The sequence below is a fragment of the Bacillus sp. sid0103 genome, from assembly GCF_019219025.1.
The window spans coordinates 24,009-45,015 of sequence record NZ_JAHUWN010000017.1 but is presented as its reverse complement, the minus strand read 5'-3'; the positions used below and the strand labels follow the sequence as shown (position 1 = coordinate 45,015).

Below are 21,007 nucleotides of genomic sequence, written 5' to 3'. Positions count from 1 at the left end.
GCAAAAGCAAAGTTCCTGAATTTAGGAACTTTGCTTTTGCCTCTCTCCAACTTAACTCACCATCATTGTCCACCCTGCACGGACAAATGCTAGATTTGTCCACGGATGGTGCCTGACACCATTTTCGTTTTTAAGCTCCGATCGTAAACTAAGGTTGTGATGATTGCGATTAGGAATAGTACTATTAGTACGATGAATAATGCTGACATGTTATACATATCGACGATGAGTCCGCCCATTATGGGACCTACCATTCTTCCGCCTGTGGCGGTGCTGTTGACGATTCCTTGGTAGAATCCTTCACGGCCTTTTGGTGCTAAGTTAAAGGCAACTGTGGGAACTGCCGGCCAGATGAACATTTCACCGATTGTTAGGATAATCATCCCGACTAGAAACCCTGAGAACACTGTTGCCTTCCCTGCTACTAAAAATGAAACAATAAAAATCCCAATTCCTATAATCATCTGCAGCTTAAGTGAGACAGTAAAACGCTTCAACACACCATTTAACAGCGGTTGGCCAACAACAATGAGTGCTCCGTTAATCGACCATAATAAACTATACTGCGTTAATGAAATATTAATTTCCTGTGTATAGGAGGCAATTGTTGTTTGCCACTGAACATAGGCAACCCAGCACAGTAAATAACCTGTGCACAGTATCAATAAAGCATATAGGTTTTTTCTGCTTTTATCAGTCGTACCATTTATCTCAACCGATGCTTGTTTTCCTGAATCCATTAAGATTCCTTTGTAACCGAAAACAGCTATTAATATAAATACGATATACATGACGGTATTGGCGAGGAAGATGAGTTGAAAGGAATAAGCAGCAACAATCCCTCCAAGCGATGCCCCTAAGGCTACCCCAAGGTTTTGGGCAACATAAATAGCGTTAAAGGCTTTCCGTCCTCCCTCTTTCCAAACTGACCCTGCCATAGCATACATCGATGGAAAAATAATTCCGGTCCCAAATCCAATGATGACTTGGAACACAATATATTCGGGCCATCCATGCCAGAACGTTAAGCCGACAAGGGCAGCAAGTGTAATACTGATTCCTAAAATGATAGATTTATAGCCGCCTATTTTATCAAATAGATTGCCGCCATATAGATTTCCAATTACACTGGCCGCAGAATTTAACATCAAAACTATACCTGCTACGGATAAGGACTTACCCAGATGGTCGTGAATATAGATTGTATTTAAAGGCCATAAAAATGAAGACCCTGTAACATTAACAATCATTCCAATTATTAAGAGCCATAAGGCACGTGGCATGTAAAAACGCCCTTTCCTATTTCAATTTCCAACGATTTATTCTAATCTTTTTTAAGATAAGGCGCAATCCTTTTTCTTTTCCATATTTATGTGTTACCGAACGTCGAAATGAATGTAAACGATCCTCTGTTTTAGGATCATTACTCTTCACCAGGATTCCGCCGACTTCGGCCAGGATTCCGCCAACATGTGGAGAGATTCCGCGGATTTCCTGAAGGATTCCGCGAAACTTTAGAAGGATTCCGCCGACTTCGGCTACTTTTCCGCCAAACTCATTTTTCCCACAAAAAAAAAACACTGTCCACAAAAAGCAACAGTGTTTTCTACTAATCTTTGTGTTTATTTCTTTGGTACTGCGGGTACAACTGGTGCTTGAGCAGGGAAATAGTGATTGACGGCTGCATCCTTTTTCTTCTCATTATTCTTTTCGTTGAGAACGGCCTTTTTCACTTTTTCAATTTCCTTGTCAACCTCTTCCATGTTGACGCCTTTTTTTACAAGTTCTTCGGTGGCGAGGCGAACGGCTTTGTTGGATTGGACTACTGATTCTCTTAGTGAATCCATCGAACCCTGTGGATTATGGAACCCGGCAGAGTTTTCAGCTGCAATAATGTCCCAGAACCATTGTCCCTTTCTAACAAATTCTTGCGCTTGCTTGATTTTTTCTTGACTCACACCAGAAGTAATCATTTTATTTACATAATAGTGCGAAGTCGTGGAAATATCCTGTGCTTCATGCAACGCACTGACATTGGCTTCTTGAATCTCAAGAACACGATCTTTCAGTTTATCTAAATCACGGTCACCATGACATTGACCGCATGACGTTTGCATCGTTTTAAGTGGAGAAGTCCACCAATGTGAGGTGATTTTTCTTTTTCCAACGACACGCTCATATGGCATATGGCAGTCGGCACAGGAAACATTGGCTTTTCCGTGGGTCCCTGATGAATGTGTTTCAAATTCAGGATGCTGTGACTTTAACATCGGAGTCCCAGAAATGTTACTGATCCAGTCTTTTTCAAAACCCTTTTCTTTAGCAATCGTGCTGTAATACGCATACATTTCTTCTGGTTTAAATCCTTTTGTCCACGGGAAGGTTACTTCACTATTATCAGCAGCAAAATAATACTCCACGTGACACTGGCCGCAAACGTAACTGCGCATTTCATTCTTTGTTGGATTGGAGGAATCTATACCTTTTGCTTCCAATGCCTTATAAAAGCTTGGACGTGTTACACGCAAATCCATTGTTTTTGGATCATGGCAATCCGAACAGCCAATTGGCGAGTGTCCCATCGTTTCCCCTTTTGGCCAAATATCTTTATTAAAATTAGCCCCCCAATAACCGTCGCCCATTTCCTTAATCATTTTTGGAACAGCTGTTGATTTACAGGTATAACAAGAGCCAACCGATTTATCTGTAATCCGTTTGATGCTGCGAATATCATCTAAAGCGTATGTATGCCCCCGCTCCTCGTTATACTCGGTAGCAAATCCATAACCGTTGAAGAGAATGGGTAACAAGGGTTCTTTATCTGCATCAAATTTGCTTCGTTTTTCAGAACCGCCGTAAGTGGTATCTTCCATCTTTTCATTCTTTTTGTAACTGTTATATTGTAGTGGAAACATGTCCTTAAACGCTTCATTACTAATTTCATCGGCTGAAAGGCCAGTAGTCTTCTTACCTGCAGCGGAAGCTGTTTTCTCACTGGATTCATTGCTGCACCCAGTAATAATAAAAACAAAAGCAAGCAGGAGAAGATAAACCCCAAAGCGAAACCTTCCCATTTCTAAAATCCTCCCTTATTTTCTAATAATTCTCCTTTCACAGGTGGCTTTCTATAACTATCGTCTTTAAAGCCTTTCCCGTGCGGTACTGTTTTGTGACAGGAGATACACTTTTCCTTTGCATCATGCGAAACATTGCTTAACGTACTTTTGTGACAAGAAATACAGTTATCATTCATAATCTTTTCTGTTCGATCGGTTGCCTCAATCACATCTGGGATATTCTTTGTTCCAAGTGTGTTGAAATAAATATGGGTCATACCAGCACGACCTTTAAAAAATAATTTTCCGACCTCACTTTTATGTGGCAGGTGGCAGTCATTACACTGTAAATCCGAGTGTGTAGAATCCATAAATGACTTATGAACGGATTTCATCGTATGACAGTTTTGGCAAAAACCAGGTGAATCCAAGTAGGCCATGGTTTTTACCGTTGAAAAAGATAAAAACACACCAATCAGAAGGGCCAACACTAGTAAGAACTTCTTGTCCATTTTCAAAAATTTTTTAACCATTCCTTCACCTCCCATAGAAAAACTTTCTCTATTTTTTTCTTCCACACCCTATTTAAACCACGTTATAAAATGGCAAACTGTGACGCACATCACAAATAAAAATACACTTGTTTCCAAACTGTGAACGGGAATTTCCTTCTATTTTCAAGTTGTTTTTAATGAAAAATTGTTATTTCAAGTGATTTCAAGCACTTTTTTGTATGATTTTTAGCATAAAATTTATTTACAAAAAAAAGACCCCTCGATGAAAAAAATGAGGGATCTTTCCTTATTTTAGGATGACTGGTCTTTTTCTTGATGGAATTTGGATTTCACAGGCTGTCCGCCTGATTTTTCATACTTCTTCTTTGCTTGCTTGACAAGGTCGAAATCTTGCCCGAGCTCTAGATCTTGATTATTAATTCCATTACGTGTTTTCTGTTCGGGATTTTGTTGCTTAGAACGTTTTTTCAAAGGTTTTCCTCCTTATTGCCCTTCTAGAATCATTGTATTCTGAAGCTGTTGCAGCTGGAGTCTCATTCTATGGAGTTGTTCCCGTTGTTGCGAGTTAGCACTCAGTGCCATTTTAGCAATGTCTTGATAAGTATCTTCAAGCTGCTGTAATGCTTGTGTGTAATTATCATCATTATAGTGCTCTTGGAGACTGCTTTGTTTGTATTGTTCTTCGGCAAAGCGAATCGTATCCTCAACCTGCTGCATTAAATTGTCCATTGAGTCGCGAGTAGCCATCTAAGAACCCCCTTCTGTAATAACTCAATCCCCTGGTTAGAAGCATATTGCTTCATTTCTTATTTTGTTCTCCATTCTCTTTCCTATGACATAAACAGTTGGATAATTATTACCAGCACATGCACTTAATAAATACATTTGGATTCGCTTGTAACATCATGATAAAATTGATGTGATGCGCTATTGATTTTATGGCTGTGTTAAACTTGTCTGTTGATTTCCGCTCCAGGCGCTTCGCTTTCCGCGGGCGTTGCGGGGAGCCTCCTCGGCGCTTTTAGCGCCTGCGGGGTCTCCCCTGCCCCGTACTCCCGCAGGAGTCTTCGCGCCTTCCGCTCCAATCAACAGAGTGGCAAAATCAACAATCACCTTTAACACAGCCTATTTTATAAAGGAGGTTTTCTGATTGAATCAGATGAGACCTTTTCTATATGCTTCTGATGATAAACGATACCATACATGGAATTATCACTTGCGCCAAGAATTTGGTCATAAGGTGTTTAAGGTCGCACTTGATGGCGGCTTTGATTGTCCGAACCGTGATGGCACAGTTGCACACGGTGGTTGCACATTTTGTAGTGCATCCGGATCTGGTGATTTCGCCGGTAATAGAATTGAGGCCCTAGAAACTCAATTCAACGATATTAAAGAAAAAATGCACACGAAATGGAAAGATGGCAAATATATGGCCTACTTTCAAGCATTTACAAATACCCATGCGCCGGTAGAGATTCTTCGTGAAAAATACGAAGCCGTTCTGAAGCAGGAAGGTGTAGTTGGTTTATCGATTGCTACTCGTCCTGACTGTCTACCCGATGACGTTATCGAGTATTTAGCCGAGCTGAATGAACGTACCTATTTATGGGTGGAACTGGGACTTCAGACGGTACACGAACGGACAGCGCTACTTATCAATCGAGCCCATGATTTTCAGTGTTATCAAGATGGGGTTAATAAGCTAAGAAAGCATGGGATTCGCATCTGCTCTCATATTATTAATGGATTACCGCTTGAATCCTATGACATGATGATGGAAACTGCTCGTGAAGTAGCGAAATTAGATGTTCAGGGTATAAAAATTCATTTGCTTCATTTGTTAAAAGGTACTCCAATGGTCAAGCAATATGAAAAAGGCATGCTCGAATTTATGTCCCAGGAGGACTATGTAAAATTAGTATGTGACCAATTAGAGATTTTACCACCAGAAATGATTGTTCATCGGATCACGGGTGACGGACCGATTGATTTAATGGTTGGACCAATGTGGAGTGTGCACAAATGGGAAGTTTTAAATGCTATTGATGCAGAGTTGAAGGAAAGGGACAGTTGGCAGGGGAAATTTTATCAAGGTAATTTGGTGAAGGAGTCATGAAAATAGACAAGATTCTTCCGTTTGCAAAAAATTTACTCAAAAAAGCAGTTCAACCTGGCGATATCGTAATTGATGCAACTGTAGGAAACGGCAACGATACAGTGTTCTTAGCAGACCTAGTTGGAGAATCTGGACACGTTTATGGATTTGATATTCAAGAAAAAGCCATTGCCGCCAGCAAGGAACGTTTAATTCAGCAAAGTTTGGCAGAACGAGCTACTGTATTCCATTCTGGTCACGAACATCTATCCCACTTGATTCCTGACATCGACCACGGTAAGGTAACAGGTGCCATTTTTAACTTAGGTTATCTTCCCGGCAGTGATAAAACAATTGTAACTCGCCCTGAAACTACGATTGCTGCTATTCAACAACTTTTGAAGATGATGGCGGCTGAAGGAATCATTGTGTTAGTTATTTATCATGGACATAAAGGCGGGGCTGAAGAACGTGATTCCCTACTTCATTTTTGTCAGCAAATTGACCAAAAAACAGCACATGTCCTTCAATACCAATTCATTAATCAACAAAATCATCCTGCATTCATTATTGCCATTGAAAAAATATAAAAACAGGCACCCGAGCTGTTGACAGTTTAGATAGTCAACAACCCCTAAGGGCCTGTTTTTTATTTTGAGATTAACCTGGTGACAAATGAAGGGACTGATTTTTGTACAGAACGGTAGGCAAGACCGTTGAAGTAAAAGAAATAGCTCGTCCAACCGCCTGCTTTGATCACACCTTTTGCCAATCTACGAACGTTTTTCTGTTTACGTACCTTGGCATCCGATAAATAAATTCCTAACAGACCACGGTTAATCAAGCGGTGAAAATTTTTATGCGGTAGAAATTCCGTGTGCCGATCTGCTTCTATAACAAAATGATTTAACCGTTTAAACAACATTTCCTCACTTTGATAATAAGAACAGAAATTTAAATCTCCGCCAACAACGTCTTCTTCTTGATCAATAAAATAATCCAAAAGAATATGCAGGCCCTGAATATATGGAAAGTACCCATTGCGAATATTTGCTGCATCACTTAGCTGAAAATCATCCCGAAGTGCGTAGGACACTAGGCAGAATATCCCCAATGTAGAACCCGAACATGCTGAAAATTCATACCATTCCATTTCAGGCAAGTGGTGTTGGTTTTGTTGAAACCATTTTTCCAAACGCGGGACCCGCTCCTCATGGATGACATGCTTGTGAATCTGTAACTCACAATAGTATTGGCAAAGCTCTTGCAAATACTCTTTAATTCCGTCAAAGTTCTTCACATCTCTAAGGACGGTGCGGCATGTTTCCGATAAATCATTTAAATAATTGTCATCATCCTGATCTTCGCGAAGACGATAATAGTTTTTCTTGTCAGCCTCAAGAATGAGCGCATCCGCCATCGATTCATGGAGCGAAGCAAAATCCTCAGGGTCAAGTGATGTAGACCGGTCACAAAGATTATCTAAATAATCGCTGATGGTCTGATAGGCAACAATAAATTTTATGGCCTTTTTATAGTCTTCCTGAGCGGTTAGGGCGAGAATTGCACCACCCTCGCAATGGAACGTTTTATGATTGATGCTTGCAAGCGCTTGAGTTCTTAGTTCCTCGTTTGGGATTTTTTCAGCACGGCTTTTCCAATAAGCCAATTCTTTGTGTACGGCTGGAAGTATTTTACGATATACCCTGGACATAAGGGTGATTGGCATCATTGAAACCGACAACCTTTCTAAACAATATAACCGATAGCCTTTAATTGACTATAAACAAAATCCTTCGCGTACTCAAATACCTCTTCCCGCTCCGGTTCATTAAAAATTTCATGGTAGCATTTCGGCCATTCTTTAAATCTTTTTTCTGAAAGTGGAACGTGATTAAACCATTCTTTTACAGTACTTTTATTGACAATTTTGTCATCTCCGCCTTGCATAACAAGCATTGGAATATCCTGTGTTTTTTCAATTGCTTGAAAGGCCTCTTTTATGGCACCGACTAATTCCCGGTACCAGCGAACCGACACTTTGGTGACATAAAGGGTATCATTCGAATCCGCTTCCCGGACCTCTTCGTTTCGGGTTGCCATTTGGACTGTTAACCCTGAATTCATTCTAAGTGCAGGAAATACCACATTCAACCCATGTGATAGGATATCTAAAATTGGGGGAGGTGTATGGACCAAACCTAGACATGGAGAAGAAAGAATGACTCCTGCAACATTTATTTTTTCTTCCTGTAAGATACGAATCGAAATTAATCCCCCCATACTATGACCAAGTAAAAAGACAGGTAACTCATAGCGGTAGGCAGCCTGAATCCAATCTTTTACTTCAAAAATATAATCATCGAAGGAATTAATATGACCGCGGTTGGCTCTTGTTGTCATCCCCTGGCCGGGAAGATCCGCCATAATAACATGAAATCCAGCTAATCGCCACATTTCAATTAGCCAGCCATAACGGCGATGATGTTCCATCGCACCGTGGACCATTACAATGACCGCTTTCGCTTCCCCTTCTGCTTCCCACTTCCACATAATTGTCCCCCCTAGAGTAGTGATTACCAATAATAATAAAAATTTAAAAATAGCACCTTAGTTCTACAAATGCAATAAAGACGAATTATTTTTAATCGCATCCTACTTCCGATACAATAATATCATCATGGAAAAGGAGCGAGTAGAATGATCTATCCTTATAAAGATAAGTATCCCCACATTGCTGATACTGCTTTTATAGCCGATTATGTAACGATTACAGGTGACGTTACGATTGGAGATGAGTCAAGTGTCTGGTTTAACACAGTCATAAGAGGGGATGTAGCCCCAACTATTATCGGTAAAAGAGTAAATATCCAAGATAATTCTATCTTACACCAAAGCCCTAATAACCCGCTAATTTTAGAAGATGAAGTTACCATAGGACATCAGGTGATTTTACACAGCTGTATCATTAGAAAGAAAGCATTAATTGGGATGGGATCGATTATTCTTGATAATGCTGAAATCGGCGAAGGTGCTTTCATTGGTGCCGGCAGTCTTGTTCCCCAGGGGAAGAAAATCCCCCCTAATACTTTAGCATTTGGCAGACCAGCAAAAGTTATTAGAGAATTAACACCGGAAGACATTAAAGATATGGTTAGAATCTCTACAGAATATGCGGAGAAGGGCCAATATTATAAGTCCATAAAATAATAAAAATAAACAAAAGCACCCATTGAAGTTTGGGTGCTTTCTAAGTTTAATTTTTCGATGTTTGCATGGCTTTTTCTACTGCAAAATCACGTTGAAAGGAATAAACATCCTCCACATATACTTGATGCCATACCATGAACATTAGAACAGTCCAAATCTTTCTGCTGTTATCTGCCTTGCCCTGGCAATGGTCTTCAAGTAATTGAAGCACATACGATTTATTAATTAAATGCTCTGTGTTGCTTTCGCGGATGATCTTTTTCGCCCATTCATTCATTTCATCTTTCAACCAGTGACGGATCGGTACAGGGAAACCAAGTTTTCTGCGGTCAAGCACATGGGCCGGTACCACCCCTTCAGCTGCCTTACGTAATATATACTTCGTCGTTCCATGAACTGTTTTCAGGCTCGTAGGGATTTTGGATGCTACCTCGAACACCGCTTTATCAAGGAATGGCACACGTAGTTCTAATGAATGAGCCATCGTCATTTTATCCGCCTTCAGTAATATATCCCCACGCATCCAGGTATGGATATCAATATACTGCATCCGGTCAACTGGGTCGTAGCCGCGGGATTCGGCGTAAAGCGGCTTCGTAATATCCGTATAATCTAATCCTTCACGGTAAACATTTAATAGTTCGCGCTTTTCAATTTCCGTAAACATTTTCGCATTACCGATATAGCGTTCTTCCATTGGCGTTACACCACGCTCGATAAAGCTTTTTCCACGCATTCCCTCAGGCATCATGCCTGCTATTCCTTTTAAAAGGGCTTTTCCCGCTCTTGGAATTTTATTAAAGACCTCTAATGATTGCGGCTCATGATATATATTGTATCCGCCAAATAATTCATCCGCACCCTCACCAGAAAGGACAACAGTAACGTGCTTTCTGGCCTCACGTGCAACAAAATAAAGCGGTACACATGCCGGATCGGCAAGCGGGTCATCCATATGCCACATGATTTTTGGAATCTCATTCATGTATTCCTGCGGTGAAATTACATAACTGATATTTTCGACTCCAAGCTTTTCAGCTGTCTCTTTTGCAACGTCAATTTCACTAAATCCGTTATGCTCAAACCCTACTGAGAAGGTCTTAATGGCAGGGTGAAATTCTTTGGCAATCGATGCAATAATCGAAGAATCAATCCCGCCTGAAAGGAACGAACCAACGGGAACATCACTGCGCATATGCATTTTGACAGAGTCAAAAAGAACATCTTTAATTTCCTTAATAAAATCTGGTTCTGACTTTTGCACCGGCTTAAAGTGTGCTTTCCAATATCTTTTGATTTCCATTGGAGAACCGATTTTTTTTGTAAAGAAATGACCAGGCTCTAATTTCTTAATGCCATCAGACATTGTATTCGGTTCTGGAACAAATTGATAGGTCAAGTAATGCTGCAACGAATCATAATTAAGCACATCATTCTCAAGTGCTAACAAAATACTCTTTTTCTCTGATGCAAAAAATGTTCGATCACCATCTTCAAAGTAAAAGAATGGTTTGATTCCAAAAGGATCACGTGCCCCATAAAGGGTTTGTTCTTGTTTATCCCAAATAACGAAAGAGAACATTCCGCGCAGTTTTTCAACGGCTTTTTCTTTCAAGTGACTATAAAGGGCAATAATAACCTCGGTGTCAGAGCTTGTTGAAAACGTCAAGCCTTCCGATAATAGTTCTTCACGCAGTTCTACATAGTTATAAACTTCACCATTGAAGATAATCCAGTAGCGTTCATTTTCATAGGTTAGTGGTTGATGACCACTCTCAATATCAATGATACTTAAACGGCGGAACCCAAATTGGATATGATCATCATAATAAAAACCATCATCATCCGGTCCACGATGAGTTATAATATCGTTCATATTTTTAAATTGTTGTTTTTGTTCTTCACTATAGTTTTGTGTTTTATCGTGTACACAACCTATAAAGCCACACATTATGTACCTCACCTCATTCTAAATATCCCTTAGGGGGGACAAATTGTTCAAATGTGCCAGCACCTGACAGGTGCTAGACCTAAAAACATACTCTCTAATACTACCACTTTTATTCTAAAAAATGCACTGTGAACAATAGGTAAATTTAATATCCACATTTTTTACTTCTTTTGGCCTGTGTAAACATTTCATTTTATGCACACATCATTTTATTGTACAGGTAATTAGACGGATATAAGAAAAAGGAGTTACATATAGAATGCAACTCCCCCTCTTTTCTTCTTATATATTTGCTTGTTGACGTAAAGCATCTACTTTGTCTGTTCGTTCCCAAGGGAGGTCTACATCTGTTCGGCCAAAATGACCGTATGCAGCTGTTTGTTGATAAATTGGACGACGAAGGTCTAACATGTTGATGATCCCTGCTGGGCGAAGGTCAAAGTTTTCACTAACAAGATCAACTAAAACCTCTTCGCTAACTTTCCCAGTACCAAATGTATCAACCGCAATTGAAACCGGTCGTGCCACACCGATTGCATAGGCAAGTTGGACTTCACACTTTTCAGCCAGCCCTGCAGCTACAATGTTTTTAGCAACATAACGTGCGGCATATGCTGCTGAACGGTCCACTTTAGTAGGATCCTTGCCAGAGAATGCTCCACCGCCATGACGAGCATATCCACCATACGTATCAACAATAATTTTACGGCCAGTTAAGCCGGCATCGCCTTGTGGTCCGCCAATGACAAAACGTCCTGTTGGGTTAATAAAGTATTTTGTGTTTTCATCGATCAGTTCTTTTGGGACTACAGGATTGATTACATATTCTTTCAAGTTACGTTGAATTTGCTCTAATGTTACTTCTGGGTTGTGTTGAGTAGAGATAACAATAGTATCAATGCGTACCGGTTTATCGTTCTCACCATATTCAACAGTTACTTGTGTTTTCCCGTCTGGACGAAGGTAATCAAGAACTTGGTCTTTCCGTACTTCTGTTAATTTACGAGCAAGTTTGTGTGCAAGTGAGATGGGAAGCGGCATAAGTTCTTTCGTTTCATTACAAGCAAAACCAAACATTAACCCTTGGTCCCCTGCACCAATTGCTTCAATTTCTTCATCAGACATTTGACCTTCACGTGCTTCTAAAGCCTGATCAACACCCATTGCAATGTCCGGAGACTGTTCATCAATAGAGGTTAAAACAGCACATGTTTCAGAGTCAAAGCCGTATTTCGCACGATCATAACCAATCCCTTTAATCGTTTCCCGAACAATTTTTGGAATATCCACATAAGTAGAAGTGGTGATTTCCCCTGCTACTAACACTAAGCCTGTTGTTACTGAAGTTTCAGCCGCAACACGAGCATTAGCATCCTTTGCTAAAATAGCATCTAAAATGGAATCAGAAATTTGGTCACAGATTTTATCAGGATGACCTTCAGTAACTGATTCAGAAGTGAACAAACGACGTTTTGTTGACATCTGAATTCCTCCTATATTATGAGATCATCGAGGTTTTTGGAAGGTTACAGGAATTCTTCTAAAACCTCGAGAATTTGATACGGTACTCATTCCCTTAGTATGTAATAAACAAAGGATTTTTATTAGAGACTGTTTTCATAAAAGGACTTATACAAAACAAAAAACCTTACCATAGAGGAAAGGTTGTTTTCGGGCCTTTCGCTCTTATCGTTCAAGGCATTAGCCTTGCGTCAGATTAGCACCTTCGCATTTGAAAAGGACCTTTTAAGTGGTCAATCATTTCATATTGCAGGTTGCTGGGTTTCATTGGGCCTGTCCCTCCACCAGCTCGGGATAAGAGAGTATCCGTTCAAATTAGAATAATATCATACTGGATAACAATGTCAATGGATTATTTTGGAAATGTCTTTCTGAACAAAATGGGAAAAATACGGAATAAGTTAGTATCTTTTTATAAAAATTTTTTATATCTTTAATTAAAGTTTTAAAATATATAAATTCAGTTAAATAGGATACATCAATTCAACTAATGTGTTATACTTTTTATATTATTAACAACTTAAAAAAACTAAAAAAAGGTAGGTTTCATTAAATGAATTCTGTTGATACTCGAAATGAATTACTGCAGTTCTTAAAAGAAAGTCATGTCCAAGTGCAGTTATCAGTTCCTCAATTAGTTGAAAAAATCTTAACCCGGAACGAAGGATCCCTGACATCCACAGGTGCAATCAGTGTTGTTACCGGAAAGTATACGGGCCGCTCTCCAGAGGACAAATTCATTGTTTTAGAAGAATCAACAAAAGACAAAATTGAATGGGGCAAGACGAATCAACCGATTTCAGAAGCCGTTTTCACAAACCTGTATCTCAAAGTAATGGATTATTTAAAAGAGAAAAATGAAGTGTTTGTGTTTAAAGGATTTGCCGGTGCTGATAAAAAATCCCGTTTACCCATCCAAGTCATTAATGAATTAGCTTGGCAGAATTTATTTGTCCACCAACTATTTATTCGCCCCGCTGATGATGAATTACTTGCACACGAAACTGAATTTACCGTTATTTCTGCTCCTAACTTCAAGGCGAATCCAGCTATTGATGGGACAAAGTCAGAAGCCTTTATAATTATATCATTTGAAAAAAGAATTGTCTTAATCGGAGGAACAGAATACGCAGGCGAAATGAAAAAGTCTATTTTTTCTGTAATGAATTATTTATTGCCTGAAAATAATATTTTTTCAATGCACTGTTCTGCCAATGTCGGTCTCGAAGGCGATGTTGCGTTATTCTTCGGTTTGTCGGGTACAGGAAAAACGACCTTATCAGCAGACCCGAATCGTCGATTAATTGGCGATGACGAGCATGGCTGGTCATCAAACGGTGTTTTTAATATCGAGGGAGGCTGCTATGCCAAATGTATTAATCTTTCTCGTGATAAAGAGCCTCAAATTTTTGACGCCATCCGTTTTGGAACGGTCTTAGAAAATGTAACCTTGAATAAGGAATCCAGAATCCCGGATTATGATGATGGCACATTAACAGAAAATACACGTGCCGCGTATCCTATTCAAGCAATTGATAATATTGTACAGCCAAGTATTGCAGGTCATCCAAACACGATCATCTTCTTGACGGCTGATGCTTTTGGCGTATTGCCTCCAATTTCTAAACTAACGAAGGAACAAGCGATGTATCACTTTTTAAGCGGTTACACTTCCAAATTAGCCGGAACGGAACGGGGAATAACTTCACCACAAGCTACGTTCTCTACCTGCTTCGGTGCACCATTCTTACCGCTGCCAGCAACTCGTTACGCCGATATGTTAGGTGAAAAGATCCTTGAACATAATGCCAATGTCTTTCTTGTCAATACAGGCTGGACCGGCGGTGAATATGGAGTTGGGAACCGAATGAAACTTTCCTACACGCGTGCCATGGTTCAAGCGGCACTTGAAGGAGAACTAAATCACGTTGAAACAACCAAGGATGAAATTTTCGGCTTAAATATCCCACTTCATATTGCGGGTGTACCAGACGAAGTTCTTCAGCCAAGTAAAACATGGTCTGACCCGCAAGCCTATGAAGAGAAAGCGAAGGAATTAGCAGCAAAGTTCCGCGAAAACTTCAAGAAATTCACGAATGTTTCGAAAGAAATTGTAGAACAAGGCGGACCAGTTTCTTAAGCAGAAGCTCCCGTTATTGTAGAAGCCCATATCATTTTGATATGGGCTTTATTACTTCCACTGGTACTGATTTATTTAATAACGTAAACTGATACCTGCCGCTTTTTTTAAGTTGGAAATCTCCTTTGTACATTGAGATCTTTTTTCCATCAGTGGTAGTGTAATCGGTCTTATCCTTAAAAATAAAGGTAGAGACTTCAGCATTTTCTAGGTCAAATATCTCTAGTTCAACTTTAGGTGGCAGGTTCCCTCCTGCTATCTCAATCGCTGCATCTTCATAAAACCCTGCAAATAAATCTTCTTGGGAAATCAATAAAGTGGAATTACCTATCTTGATATAGGGATCTTTTACATAAATCGAAAATTCACCGATCTTTTTATTTCCAGCCATAAATTCAAGATTATATTTTCCCGAAAAAGTAAATGGTTGAAAGCTAGTCATTGCGTGGCCATCTGATCCATACATTCCCCCTGATATCACTGTGGTTGCAAGATGTTCTTTTACTCCTGTTTTGACGTGTGTTGCAGTTATGTTTAATGGTTTATTGGCGAAGTCCCTTTGATAGTCTCCCCATAAATAGATCGCAATTTTTGCAACACTCCTACCATCCTTCGCTATCCAATCAAGCGGCGCAAGCAAACTCACTTTGTTTGGAATACCGAAATTGCTATCAGGATAGTATGGGGTTCCATCTTTATCTATTAAAGCAAAATATTTTCCCTGTTTTACAGTTATTGTATCCTTAACCCCTGAATGCCGTGAAACGTCACCTTCGCTCGTGAAAAAAAGGAGTGGGGCGATTATGACCAAGATAAAAAAAGCAACGAGCGCCGTAATTCTTTGATAATTAATATTCCTAAGTTGCTTTGGGGACGATGCTTCACGAATGGTTTTAAGCATATCGGTTCTTTGACTTGTAGTTAATTCATGTTTAGGAAAATCAGCCATCTTTTCAAGTAGTTCTTTATCCGTTAACTGACTCAAAATACTCCCCCTCCTTTAAGATTGCATTAAGTTTTTTTACAGCCCGGAAAAATGTTACATTGACTTTATTTTCAGTCCAGCCCAGGACTTGCCCCACTTCCTTGGATGAAAGCTCGGCGATGCCTCTTAATAAAATCACATCACGATAATTGTGTTTCAACTCATTAATTGCTTCATACAAATAGGCATATTCCATTTTCCGGACAACTTTTTCCCCCGTGTCCTGTTCATGAATCTTCGGAGATTCATAATCTAAAATTTGTTTAAGTCTGTTCCATACTGATTTTTTTCGATAAAAATCAATAGCTGTATTTCTTGCAATCGATATCAGCCATGTTTTCGGGCTCGACTCATTTTTAAAGTGACCCAAGGCTCGCAATGCCCGTAAAAATGTTTCTTGAACCAAATCCTCAACATCAAACGAACCTGTATAATAAACAAGATAATTTGTGACATCATGTTCATATTGGATAAACCATTTCTCGATTTGATGGCTATGTTCCATTCCAATCCCCCTTCCCTAAAACGTTAATCCTAATTAATCTATAAATATGACGTATGTATCAATCGTTCATTACAGTAAATGAATATTTTTTTCATAATAAAAAGCAGGAACAATCGTCCCTGCTTAGTTCGTCGAATTTAATGAAATTAATTGATAGGTGATGGTTGTGCTGTTATTTTGCAGCTCAACTTTTTTGATAACCGCGGTCCCATTTGAATCACTATCGATTGTTTTTCTTACATCGATTGGAATCTCAATTGGATAAAGTCTGTACCCTTCTTTTTCTAACAAGAAAACATTTTCCTCTAAGCGTTTTTCCCTGCCCTTTGTTACAATCATCGTATTTAACTCAAGAGGCATACCCATAACTTTTATCCGCTCCTCTGCTTGTTTTATCTATATATTAACATCTTTTCGGTCGACTTTTCATCCACTTTGATAAATCGGCTACAACTTTTCTATTGACCTCGGGCGGAAAGTAATGTGTAAACTCATTGAAATACCAACAATCCACCGGTTTCTCTAATAATCTTAACCTTCTTTCCAGACGATAGGCGTGTTCCACCGAGACATTACTGTCGTTTACACCATGGATTATCAGGACAGGAGCTGTTAGTTTGTCTAATGAATAGAGAGGGGTTCTGGATTGATAACGATCTGGAAATTTTTGAGGAGTTCCGCCAATCACCCTTTTCATCATCCTGCGCAAATCTTTCCGTTCCATATAGGTAAGCGACATATCACTAACTCCCCCCCAAGTAACAACTGAAGCTGTTTCAGGAAACTCAAGAGCGGTCAAAAGTGCCATTACTCCACCCCGGGAGAATCCAAAAATATGTACTTCCCGGACTCTTGGCAAAGATTTTAGCAACAAAAAGGCCGCAAACGCATCTTCCCTATCGTCCCCGGCAAAATCCTCATTGCCCTCACCACCTTGATTACCACGATAATAAGGCGCAAAAACAATGAAACCTTCGGCGGCAAACTGAGCAATTCGTGCGGGTCGAACTTTGCCCACATTTTTGATACCTCCGCGTAAATAAAGGAATCCATCATATACACCTTCCCCAATAGGCTCCGCTAGCATTCCTTTTACCTTTAAACCATGGGAAAGATAGGTGATCACCCTTAATTCAACGTTTGGATTTGGCGAAGGAAAACGTGTCATCTCAACAATCTTTCCATCATGGTGGTTCATCTGCACATCTTCCCTCTTTATGTAAAATTTATTATCACTAGGCATTCACACATTTTTCTCCACTTCATACGATATCTTAGGCAATTAGCCCAGATTCTTTTTGAAATATAAGGAGGCTTGTTTCATGAAAAAAACGTTAAAACTCAGTTTCTCCTTTTTGCTCATCACTATACTCATGTTTTCCCTTGTCGCATGTAATAGCACCACCAAAAATGAAACTAAGAAACTTGAAAAGGTTCGAATCGCCGAGGTGACCAGGTCCATTTTCTATGCCCCACAGTATGTAGCCATAGCGAAAGGATTTTTCAAAGCTGAAGGGTTAGATGTTACATTGACGACCACACCAGGCGGCGATAAAACCATGACAACACTTATATCAGGCGGAGCTGACGTTGCCCTTGTTGGATCGGAAACTTCGATTTATGTATACGCGCAAGGGGCAAACGACCCTGTTATAAATTTTGCGCAATTAACTCAGACAGATGGTACGTTCTTAGTATCTCGAGACAAAATTGATAATTTCTCATGGGATCTCTTAAAAGGAAAAACCTTCTTAGGTCAACGCAAAGGCGGCATGCCGCAAATGGTCGGTGAATTTGTATTAAAGAAGCATGGCATTGATCCGCATAAAGATTTGAATTTGATCCAGAACATCGATTTTGCCAATATTGCCAATGCATTTGCCTCAGGAACAGGCGAATTTGTTCAATTATTTGAACCAACGGCAAGTATATTTGAAAAAGAAGGCAAGGGTCATATTGTCGCGTCCTTCGGGAAAGAATCCGGCCATGTTCCATATACAACGTTTATGTCCAAAGAAAGTTATATGAAAGAGCATAAGGGAACGATTGAAAAGTTTACAAGGGCTATTTATAAAGCACAACAGTGGGTCGAATCACATAGTGCCGAGGAAATTGCCAAGGCGGTTCAATCATATTTCCCAGATACAGATTTAGCTATTATGACGACAGTAGTGGATCGCTATAAAAATCAAGGGTCCTTTGCTACAGATCCAATCCTTGACCAAGAGGAATGGATCAATCTTCAGAACATCATGAATGAGGCTGGAGAACTACCAAAAGAAGTGGATCATCAAACACTTGTTAACACCGAGATTGCTGAAAAGATTATCAAAGAATAAAGAAAAGGGAGGCCGTCCCCATGAGTTTTTTAACCGTTCAAAATATTCATCACACTTATTTTACTAAAGCCTCTGCTACTACGGCCCTCTCCGATATTTCAATAACCGTTGAGGAGGGCGAGTTTGTTTCCCTCCTCGGCCCAAGCGGCTGTGGTAAGACAACTCTGCTTTCCATCATATCTAGCTTGCTTAAACCCACACAAGGTACAGTCTTGTTAGAAAATAAGCCTGTAACCACTGCGAAAAACCAAATCGGGTATATGCTTCAACAAGATTATTTGTTCCCTTGGAAAACGATTGAAGAGAATATCTTATTGGGTCTGAAATTATCAAAGCAGTTAAATCATCAAACAAGAACCACGGCCCTTCGCCTGCTTAAACAAATCGGTTTAACCGGAGTGGAAAAACAACTGCCGAGGCAGTTATCTGGGGGAATGCGGCAGCGGGTGGCACTTGTTCGCACCCTTGCCACAGAACCAAAACTGCTCATGCTTGATGAGCCCTTTTCCGCCCTCGATTATCAAACAAAGTTGAAACTTGAAGATTTAGTCTCACAAACATTAGATGAATTTGGAAAAACAGCGATTCTCGTAACTCATGATATCGGCGAAGCTATTGCCATGAGCGACCGTGTCTTTTTGCTGTCACCAAGTCCCGGAAGAATATATAAAACCTTTACAATGCCTGATGAACTAAGGAAACTTTCCCCATTTGAAGCCAGAAATCATGAGGCATTTTCAAGTATCTTTCAAACGATATGGAAGGAGTTGGAGTCTCTTGAGCCAGAAAAAGAATAAGTTAGAACTCCTCCATAGAAACTATATTCAATCATTGAAGGTGGAAAAAAGATGGGTTAGATTTTATCAAGCGATTATCTTTATCGTCTTCTTTTCCAGTTGGGAATGGTTTAGTCAAAAACAATGGATTGACCCGCTTCTTTTTAGTTCGCCATCGAAAATCTGGAACTTACTTCTAGAAAAAATTCATGATGGCACCTTAGTAGGCCATATTGGGGTGACTTTGACAGAAACTGTTCTGGGATTTGTTCTAGGTACACTTTTGGGTACAATATTAGCTGCCATCCTTTGGTGGTCCCCCATAATTTCAAAGGTGCTGGATCCCTACCTTGTCATCTTAAATGCAATGCCAAAAGTGGCATTGGGTCCCATTTTGATTGTAGCATTAGGCCCAGGTTATTCATCGATTATTGCTATGGGTGCGATAATTTCGATAATCATAACCACTATTGTTGTGTATACTTCATTCAAAGAAGTAGATCCAAATTATCTGAAAGTACTCCAAACTTTTGGGGCCACGCGCTGGCAATGTTTCAAGGAAGCGATCCTCCCTGCAAGTTTCCCGACGATTATTTCAACCTTAAAGGTTAATGTCGGATTGTCATGGGTGGGTGTTATTGTTGGAGAATTCCTGGTATCCACACGAGGGCTTGGCTACATGATCATTTACGGCTTTCAAGTATTTAACTTTACCCTCGTTTTTTTATCACTTTTGGTGATCGCCGTATTTGCCACCATTATGTATCAACTCGTTGAATTATTAGAAAGAAAAATTATTAAGGAATAGCAGTTTGTTAACAAATACTTTCTGCTATTCCTTTTCCTTTTGTAATTTTTGAATGTATTTCACACATTGCTCAACAACCTGATCTTTCATAATAAAGCTGTAATGATCCCCAAATCGTTGCGATAATAGATCCTCTCCTTGAACAACAACGGGACCATTTGTTTCAAAGTAACCAGACGTTTGCTCTAGCTTTTTTACCTTTCCCCAAAAGACGGTTTTCACAAAAGACCTGATTGGGTCGAAAATTTTATACTCCGCTAAAAATTTAAGATCATCTAAAATTGCTCCTGTTTCTTCATATACTTCTCGTCGTGCAGCTTCTTCTAGTGTTTCCCCTGACTCCATTTTTCCTCCGGGAAATTCAAGACCCCTTTTTTTATGGTTCGTCAACAGCCATTCTTCCCCCTTTTGGCAGATGACTAACACATGTTTTGCTTCCTCTTGGAAGTCATTTTGTATAAAAGACAGTTCAACCTGATTCCCATTTTCATCTAAAAAATGTATCATTTTATATTCCGCCTCAACATTTATTGCTCTTATTATAATCAAAAAAAGAAAAATCCTAAAGTTAGGATTTTTCTTTCAAGGAATATTGTTTATTACGGAGAAATATTTTCTATATTTTATCTTGGTAAAATATTCATACTTTCAATGTGGCTTTTTGCTTCTTCATCACCAAGTTTGTGCAGCATCCCATACACTTGTTGAATTGTATTATCATAGGCGTCGTTTTCACGGTCGTAATGATACTCAATATATGGAACATGGGCTCGAAAGAAGTTCTTCCATTCTGTTGAATAATTCTGATCAAACAGCTCTCGGAGTTGAGTGATTTCTTCATCATTTGCTTGAATTTTATAACTCCAAGTTGAATTAGTGGCACTTCGCGAAATTTCACCGCTCCCTACATCAATGTAATAGGTTTTCTTTTGCTCATCCATCATGTCATCCCCTTTTAATCATTAGTAATTTGCAAATAGAAAAAATTTATTCTTTGCCAAATTTCGATTCATTTTTTAGAAATGAATACGTTATAATAAACATACAACCAAAGAAACAGACTTTTCTGTTAATTTATAAAAAGGAGAGATAGAATTATTTTGTCC

The 21,007-nt window shown here is 39.5% G+C and carries 24 protein-coding genes and 1 riboswitch; of the genes, 7 read left to right on the top strand and 17 right to left on the bottom strand.

Annotation, left to right across the window (positions count from 1 at the left end; genetic code table 11):
- Positions 1-89: 89 nt before the first annotated feature.
- The 7 genes from KW850_RS18860 to KW850_RS18830 form a co-directional block, all read right to left on the bottom strand.
- The gene (locus KW850_RS18860; RefSeq protein ID WP_218349317.1) at positions 90-1,283 is read right to left on the bottom strand and encodes an MDR family MFS transporter; all 1,194 of its coding nucleotides are present in this window, start codon (positions 1,281-1,283) and stop codon (positions 90-92) included.
- Positions 1,284-1,299: 16 nt separating this feature from the next.
- Positions 1,300-1,581: a hypothetical protein gene (locus tag KW850_RS18855; protein ID WP_218349316.1), complete on the bottom strand. Its 282-nt coding sequence runs from the start codon at positions 1,579-1,581 to the stop codon at positions 1,300-1,302.
- A gap of 41 nt (positions 1,582-1,622) precedes the next feature.
- Complete coding sequence (locus KW850_RS18850) at positions 1,623-3,074, bottom strand: ammonia-forming cytochrome c nitrite reductase subunit c552 (protein ID WP_218349315.1); 1,452 nt, start codon at positions 3,072-3,074, stop codon at positions 1,623-1,625.
- Positions 3,075-3,076: 2 nt separating this feature from the next.
- On the bottom strand, positions 3,077-3,589 hold the full coding sequence (locus KW850_RS18845) for a NapC/NirT family cytochrome c (protein WP_218349314.1): 513 nt from the start codon (positions 3,587-3,589) through the stop codon (positions 3,077-3,079).
- Between the two features lie 273 nt (positions 3,590-3,862).
- Entirely contained in the window at positions 3,863-4,042 is a 180-nt protein-coding gene (locus KW850_RS18840) for a glycogen biosynthesis protein GlgD (protein WP_218349313.1), read from the bottom strand.
- A gap of 12 nt (positions 4,043-4,054) precedes the next feature.
- Complete coding sequence (locus KW850_RS18835; RefSeq protein WP_218349312.1) at positions 4,055-4,318, bottom strand: YtzC family protein; 264 nt, start codon at positions 4,316-4,318, stop codon at positions 4,055-4,057.
- A gap of 189 nt (positions 4,319-4,507) precedes the next feature.
- Entirely contained in the window at positions 4,508-4,693 is a 186-nt protein-coding gene (locus KW850_RS18830; RefSeq protein WP_218349311.1) for a hypothetical protein, read from the bottom strand.
- Between the two features lie 28 nt (positions 4,694-4,721).
- Here KW850_RS18830 and mnmL point away from each other — a divergent pair, with 28 nt between their 5' ends.
- Positions 4,722-5,687, top strand: coding sequence for a tRNA modification radical SAM protein MnmL/YtqA (gene mnmL, locus KW850_RS18825; protein ID WP_218349310.1), 966 nt, complete (start codon positions 4,722-4,724; stop codon positions 5,685-5,687).
- Positions 5,684-6,256: a tRNA 5-(aminomethyl)-2-thiouridylate-methyltransferase MnmM gene (mnmM, locus tag KW850_RS18820; RefSeq protein ID WP_218349309.1), complete on the top strand. Its 573-nt coding sequence runs from the start codon at positions 5,684-5,686 to the stop codon at positions 6,254-6,256. Before mnmL ends, mnmM begins: the two co-directional genes overlap by 4 nt.
- A gap of 59 nt (positions 6,257-6,315) precedes the next feature.
- Here the strand turns inward: mnmM and KW850_RS18815 are convergent, their stop codons facing one another.
- Both KW850_RS18815 and KW850_RS18810 read right to left on the bottom strand, forming a co-directional pair.
- Positions 6,316-7,398, bottom strand: coding sequence for a tetraprenyl-beta-curcumene synthase family protein (locus KW850_RS18815; protein ID WP_218349308.1), 1,083 nt, complete (start codon positions 7,396-7,398; stop codon positions 6,316-6,318).
- Positions 7,399-7,415: 17 nt separating this feature from the next.
- Positions 7,416-8,219, bottom strand: coding sequence for an alpha/beta hydrolase (locus tag KW850_RS18810; protein ID WP_218349307.1), 804 nt, complete (start codon positions 8,217-8,219; stop codon positions 7,416-7,418).
- Between the two features lie 147 nt (positions 8,220-8,366).
- On the opposite strand from KW850_RS18810, the gene KW850_RS18805 reads away from it, so the two are divergent.
- Positions 8,367-8,876 carry a gamma carbonic anhydrase gene (locus KW850_RS18805; protein WP_218349306.1) on the top strand — a complete coding sequence of 170 codons (510 nt, stop codon included), beginning with the start codon at positions 8,367-8,369 and terminating at the stop codon, positions 8,874-8,876.
- A 46-nt stretch (positions 8,877-8,922) separates the two neighbouring features.
- Here KW850_RS18805 and asnB read toward each other — a convergent pair whose 3' ends face one another.
- Both asnB and metK read right to left on the bottom strand, forming a co-directional pair.
- The gene (asnB, locus tag KW850_RS18800; RefSeq protein WP_218349305.1) at positions 8,923-10,827 is read right to left on the bottom strand and encodes an asparagine synthase (glutamine-hydrolyzing); all 1,905 of its coding nucleotides are present in this window, start codon (positions 10,825-10,827) and stop codon (positions 8,923-8,925) included.
- 282 nt (positions 10,828-11,109) lie between these two features.
- Complete coding sequence (gene metK / locus KW850_RS18795; protein WP_218349304.1) at positions 11,110-12,309, bottom strand: methionine adenosyltransferase; 1,200 nt, start codon at positions 12,307-12,309, stop codon at positions 11,110-11,112.
- A 201-nt stretch (positions 12,310-12,510) separates the two neighbouring features.
- Positions 12,511-12,649, bottom strand: a riboswitch (SAM riboswitch).
- A gap of 252 nt (positions 12,650-12,901) precedes the next feature.
- Here metK and pckA point away from each other — a divergent pair.
- Complete coding sequence (gene pckA / locus KW850_RS18790) at positions 12,902-14,488, top strand: phosphoenolpyruvate carboxykinase (ATP) (protein ID WP_218349303.1); 1,587 nt, start codon at positions 12,902-12,904, stop codon at positions 14,486-14,488.
- 31 nt (positions 14,489-14,519) lie between these two features.
- On the opposite strand, the gene KW850_RS18785 is transcribed toward pckA, so the two are convergent.
- The 4 genes from KW850_RS18785 to KW850_RS18770 all read right to left on the bottom strand — a co-directional run bounded on the left by KW850_RS18785 (position 14,520) and on the right by KW850_RS18770 (position 17,176).
- Entirely contained in the window at positions 14,520-15,473 is a 954-nt protein-coding gene (locus KW850_RS18785; protein ID WP_218349302.1) for a hypothetical protein, read from the bottom strand.
- A complete protein-coding gene (locus KW850_RS18780; protein WP_218349301.1) occupies positions 15,454-15,978 on the bottom strand; it encodes an RNA polymerase sigma factor in 525 nt (174 codons plus the stop codon). Before KW850_RS18780 ends, KW850_RS18785 begins: the two co-directional genes overlap by 20 nt.
- Before the next feature lie 123 nt (positions 15,979-16,101).
- Entirely contained in the window at positions 16,102-16,344 is a 243-nt protein-coding gene (locus tag KW850_RS18775; protein WP_218349300.1) for a DUF2584 domain-containing protein, read from the bottom strand.
- Positions 16,345-16,381: 37 nt separating this feature from the next.
- Positions 16,382-17,176 carry an alpha/beta hydrolase family protein gene (locus KW850_RS18770; RefSeq protein WP_218349299.1) on the bottom strand — a complete coding sequence of 265 codons (795 nt, stop codon included), beginning with the start codon at positions 17,174-17,176 and terminating at the stop codon, positions 16,382-16,384.
- 175 nt (positions 17,177-17,351) lie between these two features.
- Here KW850_RS18770 and KW850_RS18765 point away from each other — a divergent pair, with 175 nt between their 5' ends.
- Genes KW850_RS18765 through KW850_RS18755 form a run of 3 tightly spaced genes read left to right on the top strand, consistent with a single transcriptional unit; the run spans position 17,352 to position 19,901 of the window.
- Positions 17,352-18,317, top strand: coding sequence for an ABC transporter substrate-binding protein (locus KW850_RS18765; RefSeq protein WP_374226365.1), 966 nt, complete (start codon positions 17,352-17,354; stop codon positions 18,315-18,317).
- Between the two features lie 20 nt (positions 18,318-18,337).
- A complete protein-coding gene (locus KW850_RS18760; RefSeq protein WP_218349297.1) occupies positions 18,338-19,114 on the top strand; it encodes an ABC transporter ATP-binding protein in 777 nt (258 codons plus the stop codon).
- Positions 19,095-19,901 carry an ABC transporter permease gene (locus tag KW850_RS18755; RefSeq protein WP_218349296.1) on the top strand — a complete coding sequence of 269 codons (807 nt, stop codon included), beginning with the start codon at positions 19,095-19,097 and terminating at the stop codon, positions 19,899-19,901. Before KW850_RS18760 ends, KW850_RS18755 begins: the two co-directional genes overlap by 20 nt.
- A 24-nt stretch (positions 19,902-19,925) precedes the next feature.
- On the opposite strand, the gene ytkD is transcribed toward KW850_RS18755, so the two are convergent.
- Together ytkD and KW850_RS18745 are read right to left on the bottom strand one after the other, a co-directional pair.
- On the bottom strand, positions 19,926-20,408 hold the full coding sequence (gene ytkD, locus KW850_RS18750) for an RNA deprotection pyrophosphohydrolase (RefSeq protein ID WP_218349295.1): 483 nt from the start codon (positions 20,406-20,408) through the stop codon (positions 19,926-19,928).
- A 116-nt stretch (positions 20,409-20,524) separates the two neighbouring features.
- Positions 20,525-20,845 carry a hydrolase gene (locus KW850_RS18745; RefSeq protein WP_218349294.1) on the bottom strand — a complete coding sequence of 107 codons (321 nt, stop codon included), beginning with the start codon at positions 20,843-20,845 and terminating at the stop codon, positions 20,525-20,527.
- Positions 20,846-21,007 lie beyond the last annotated feature (162 nt).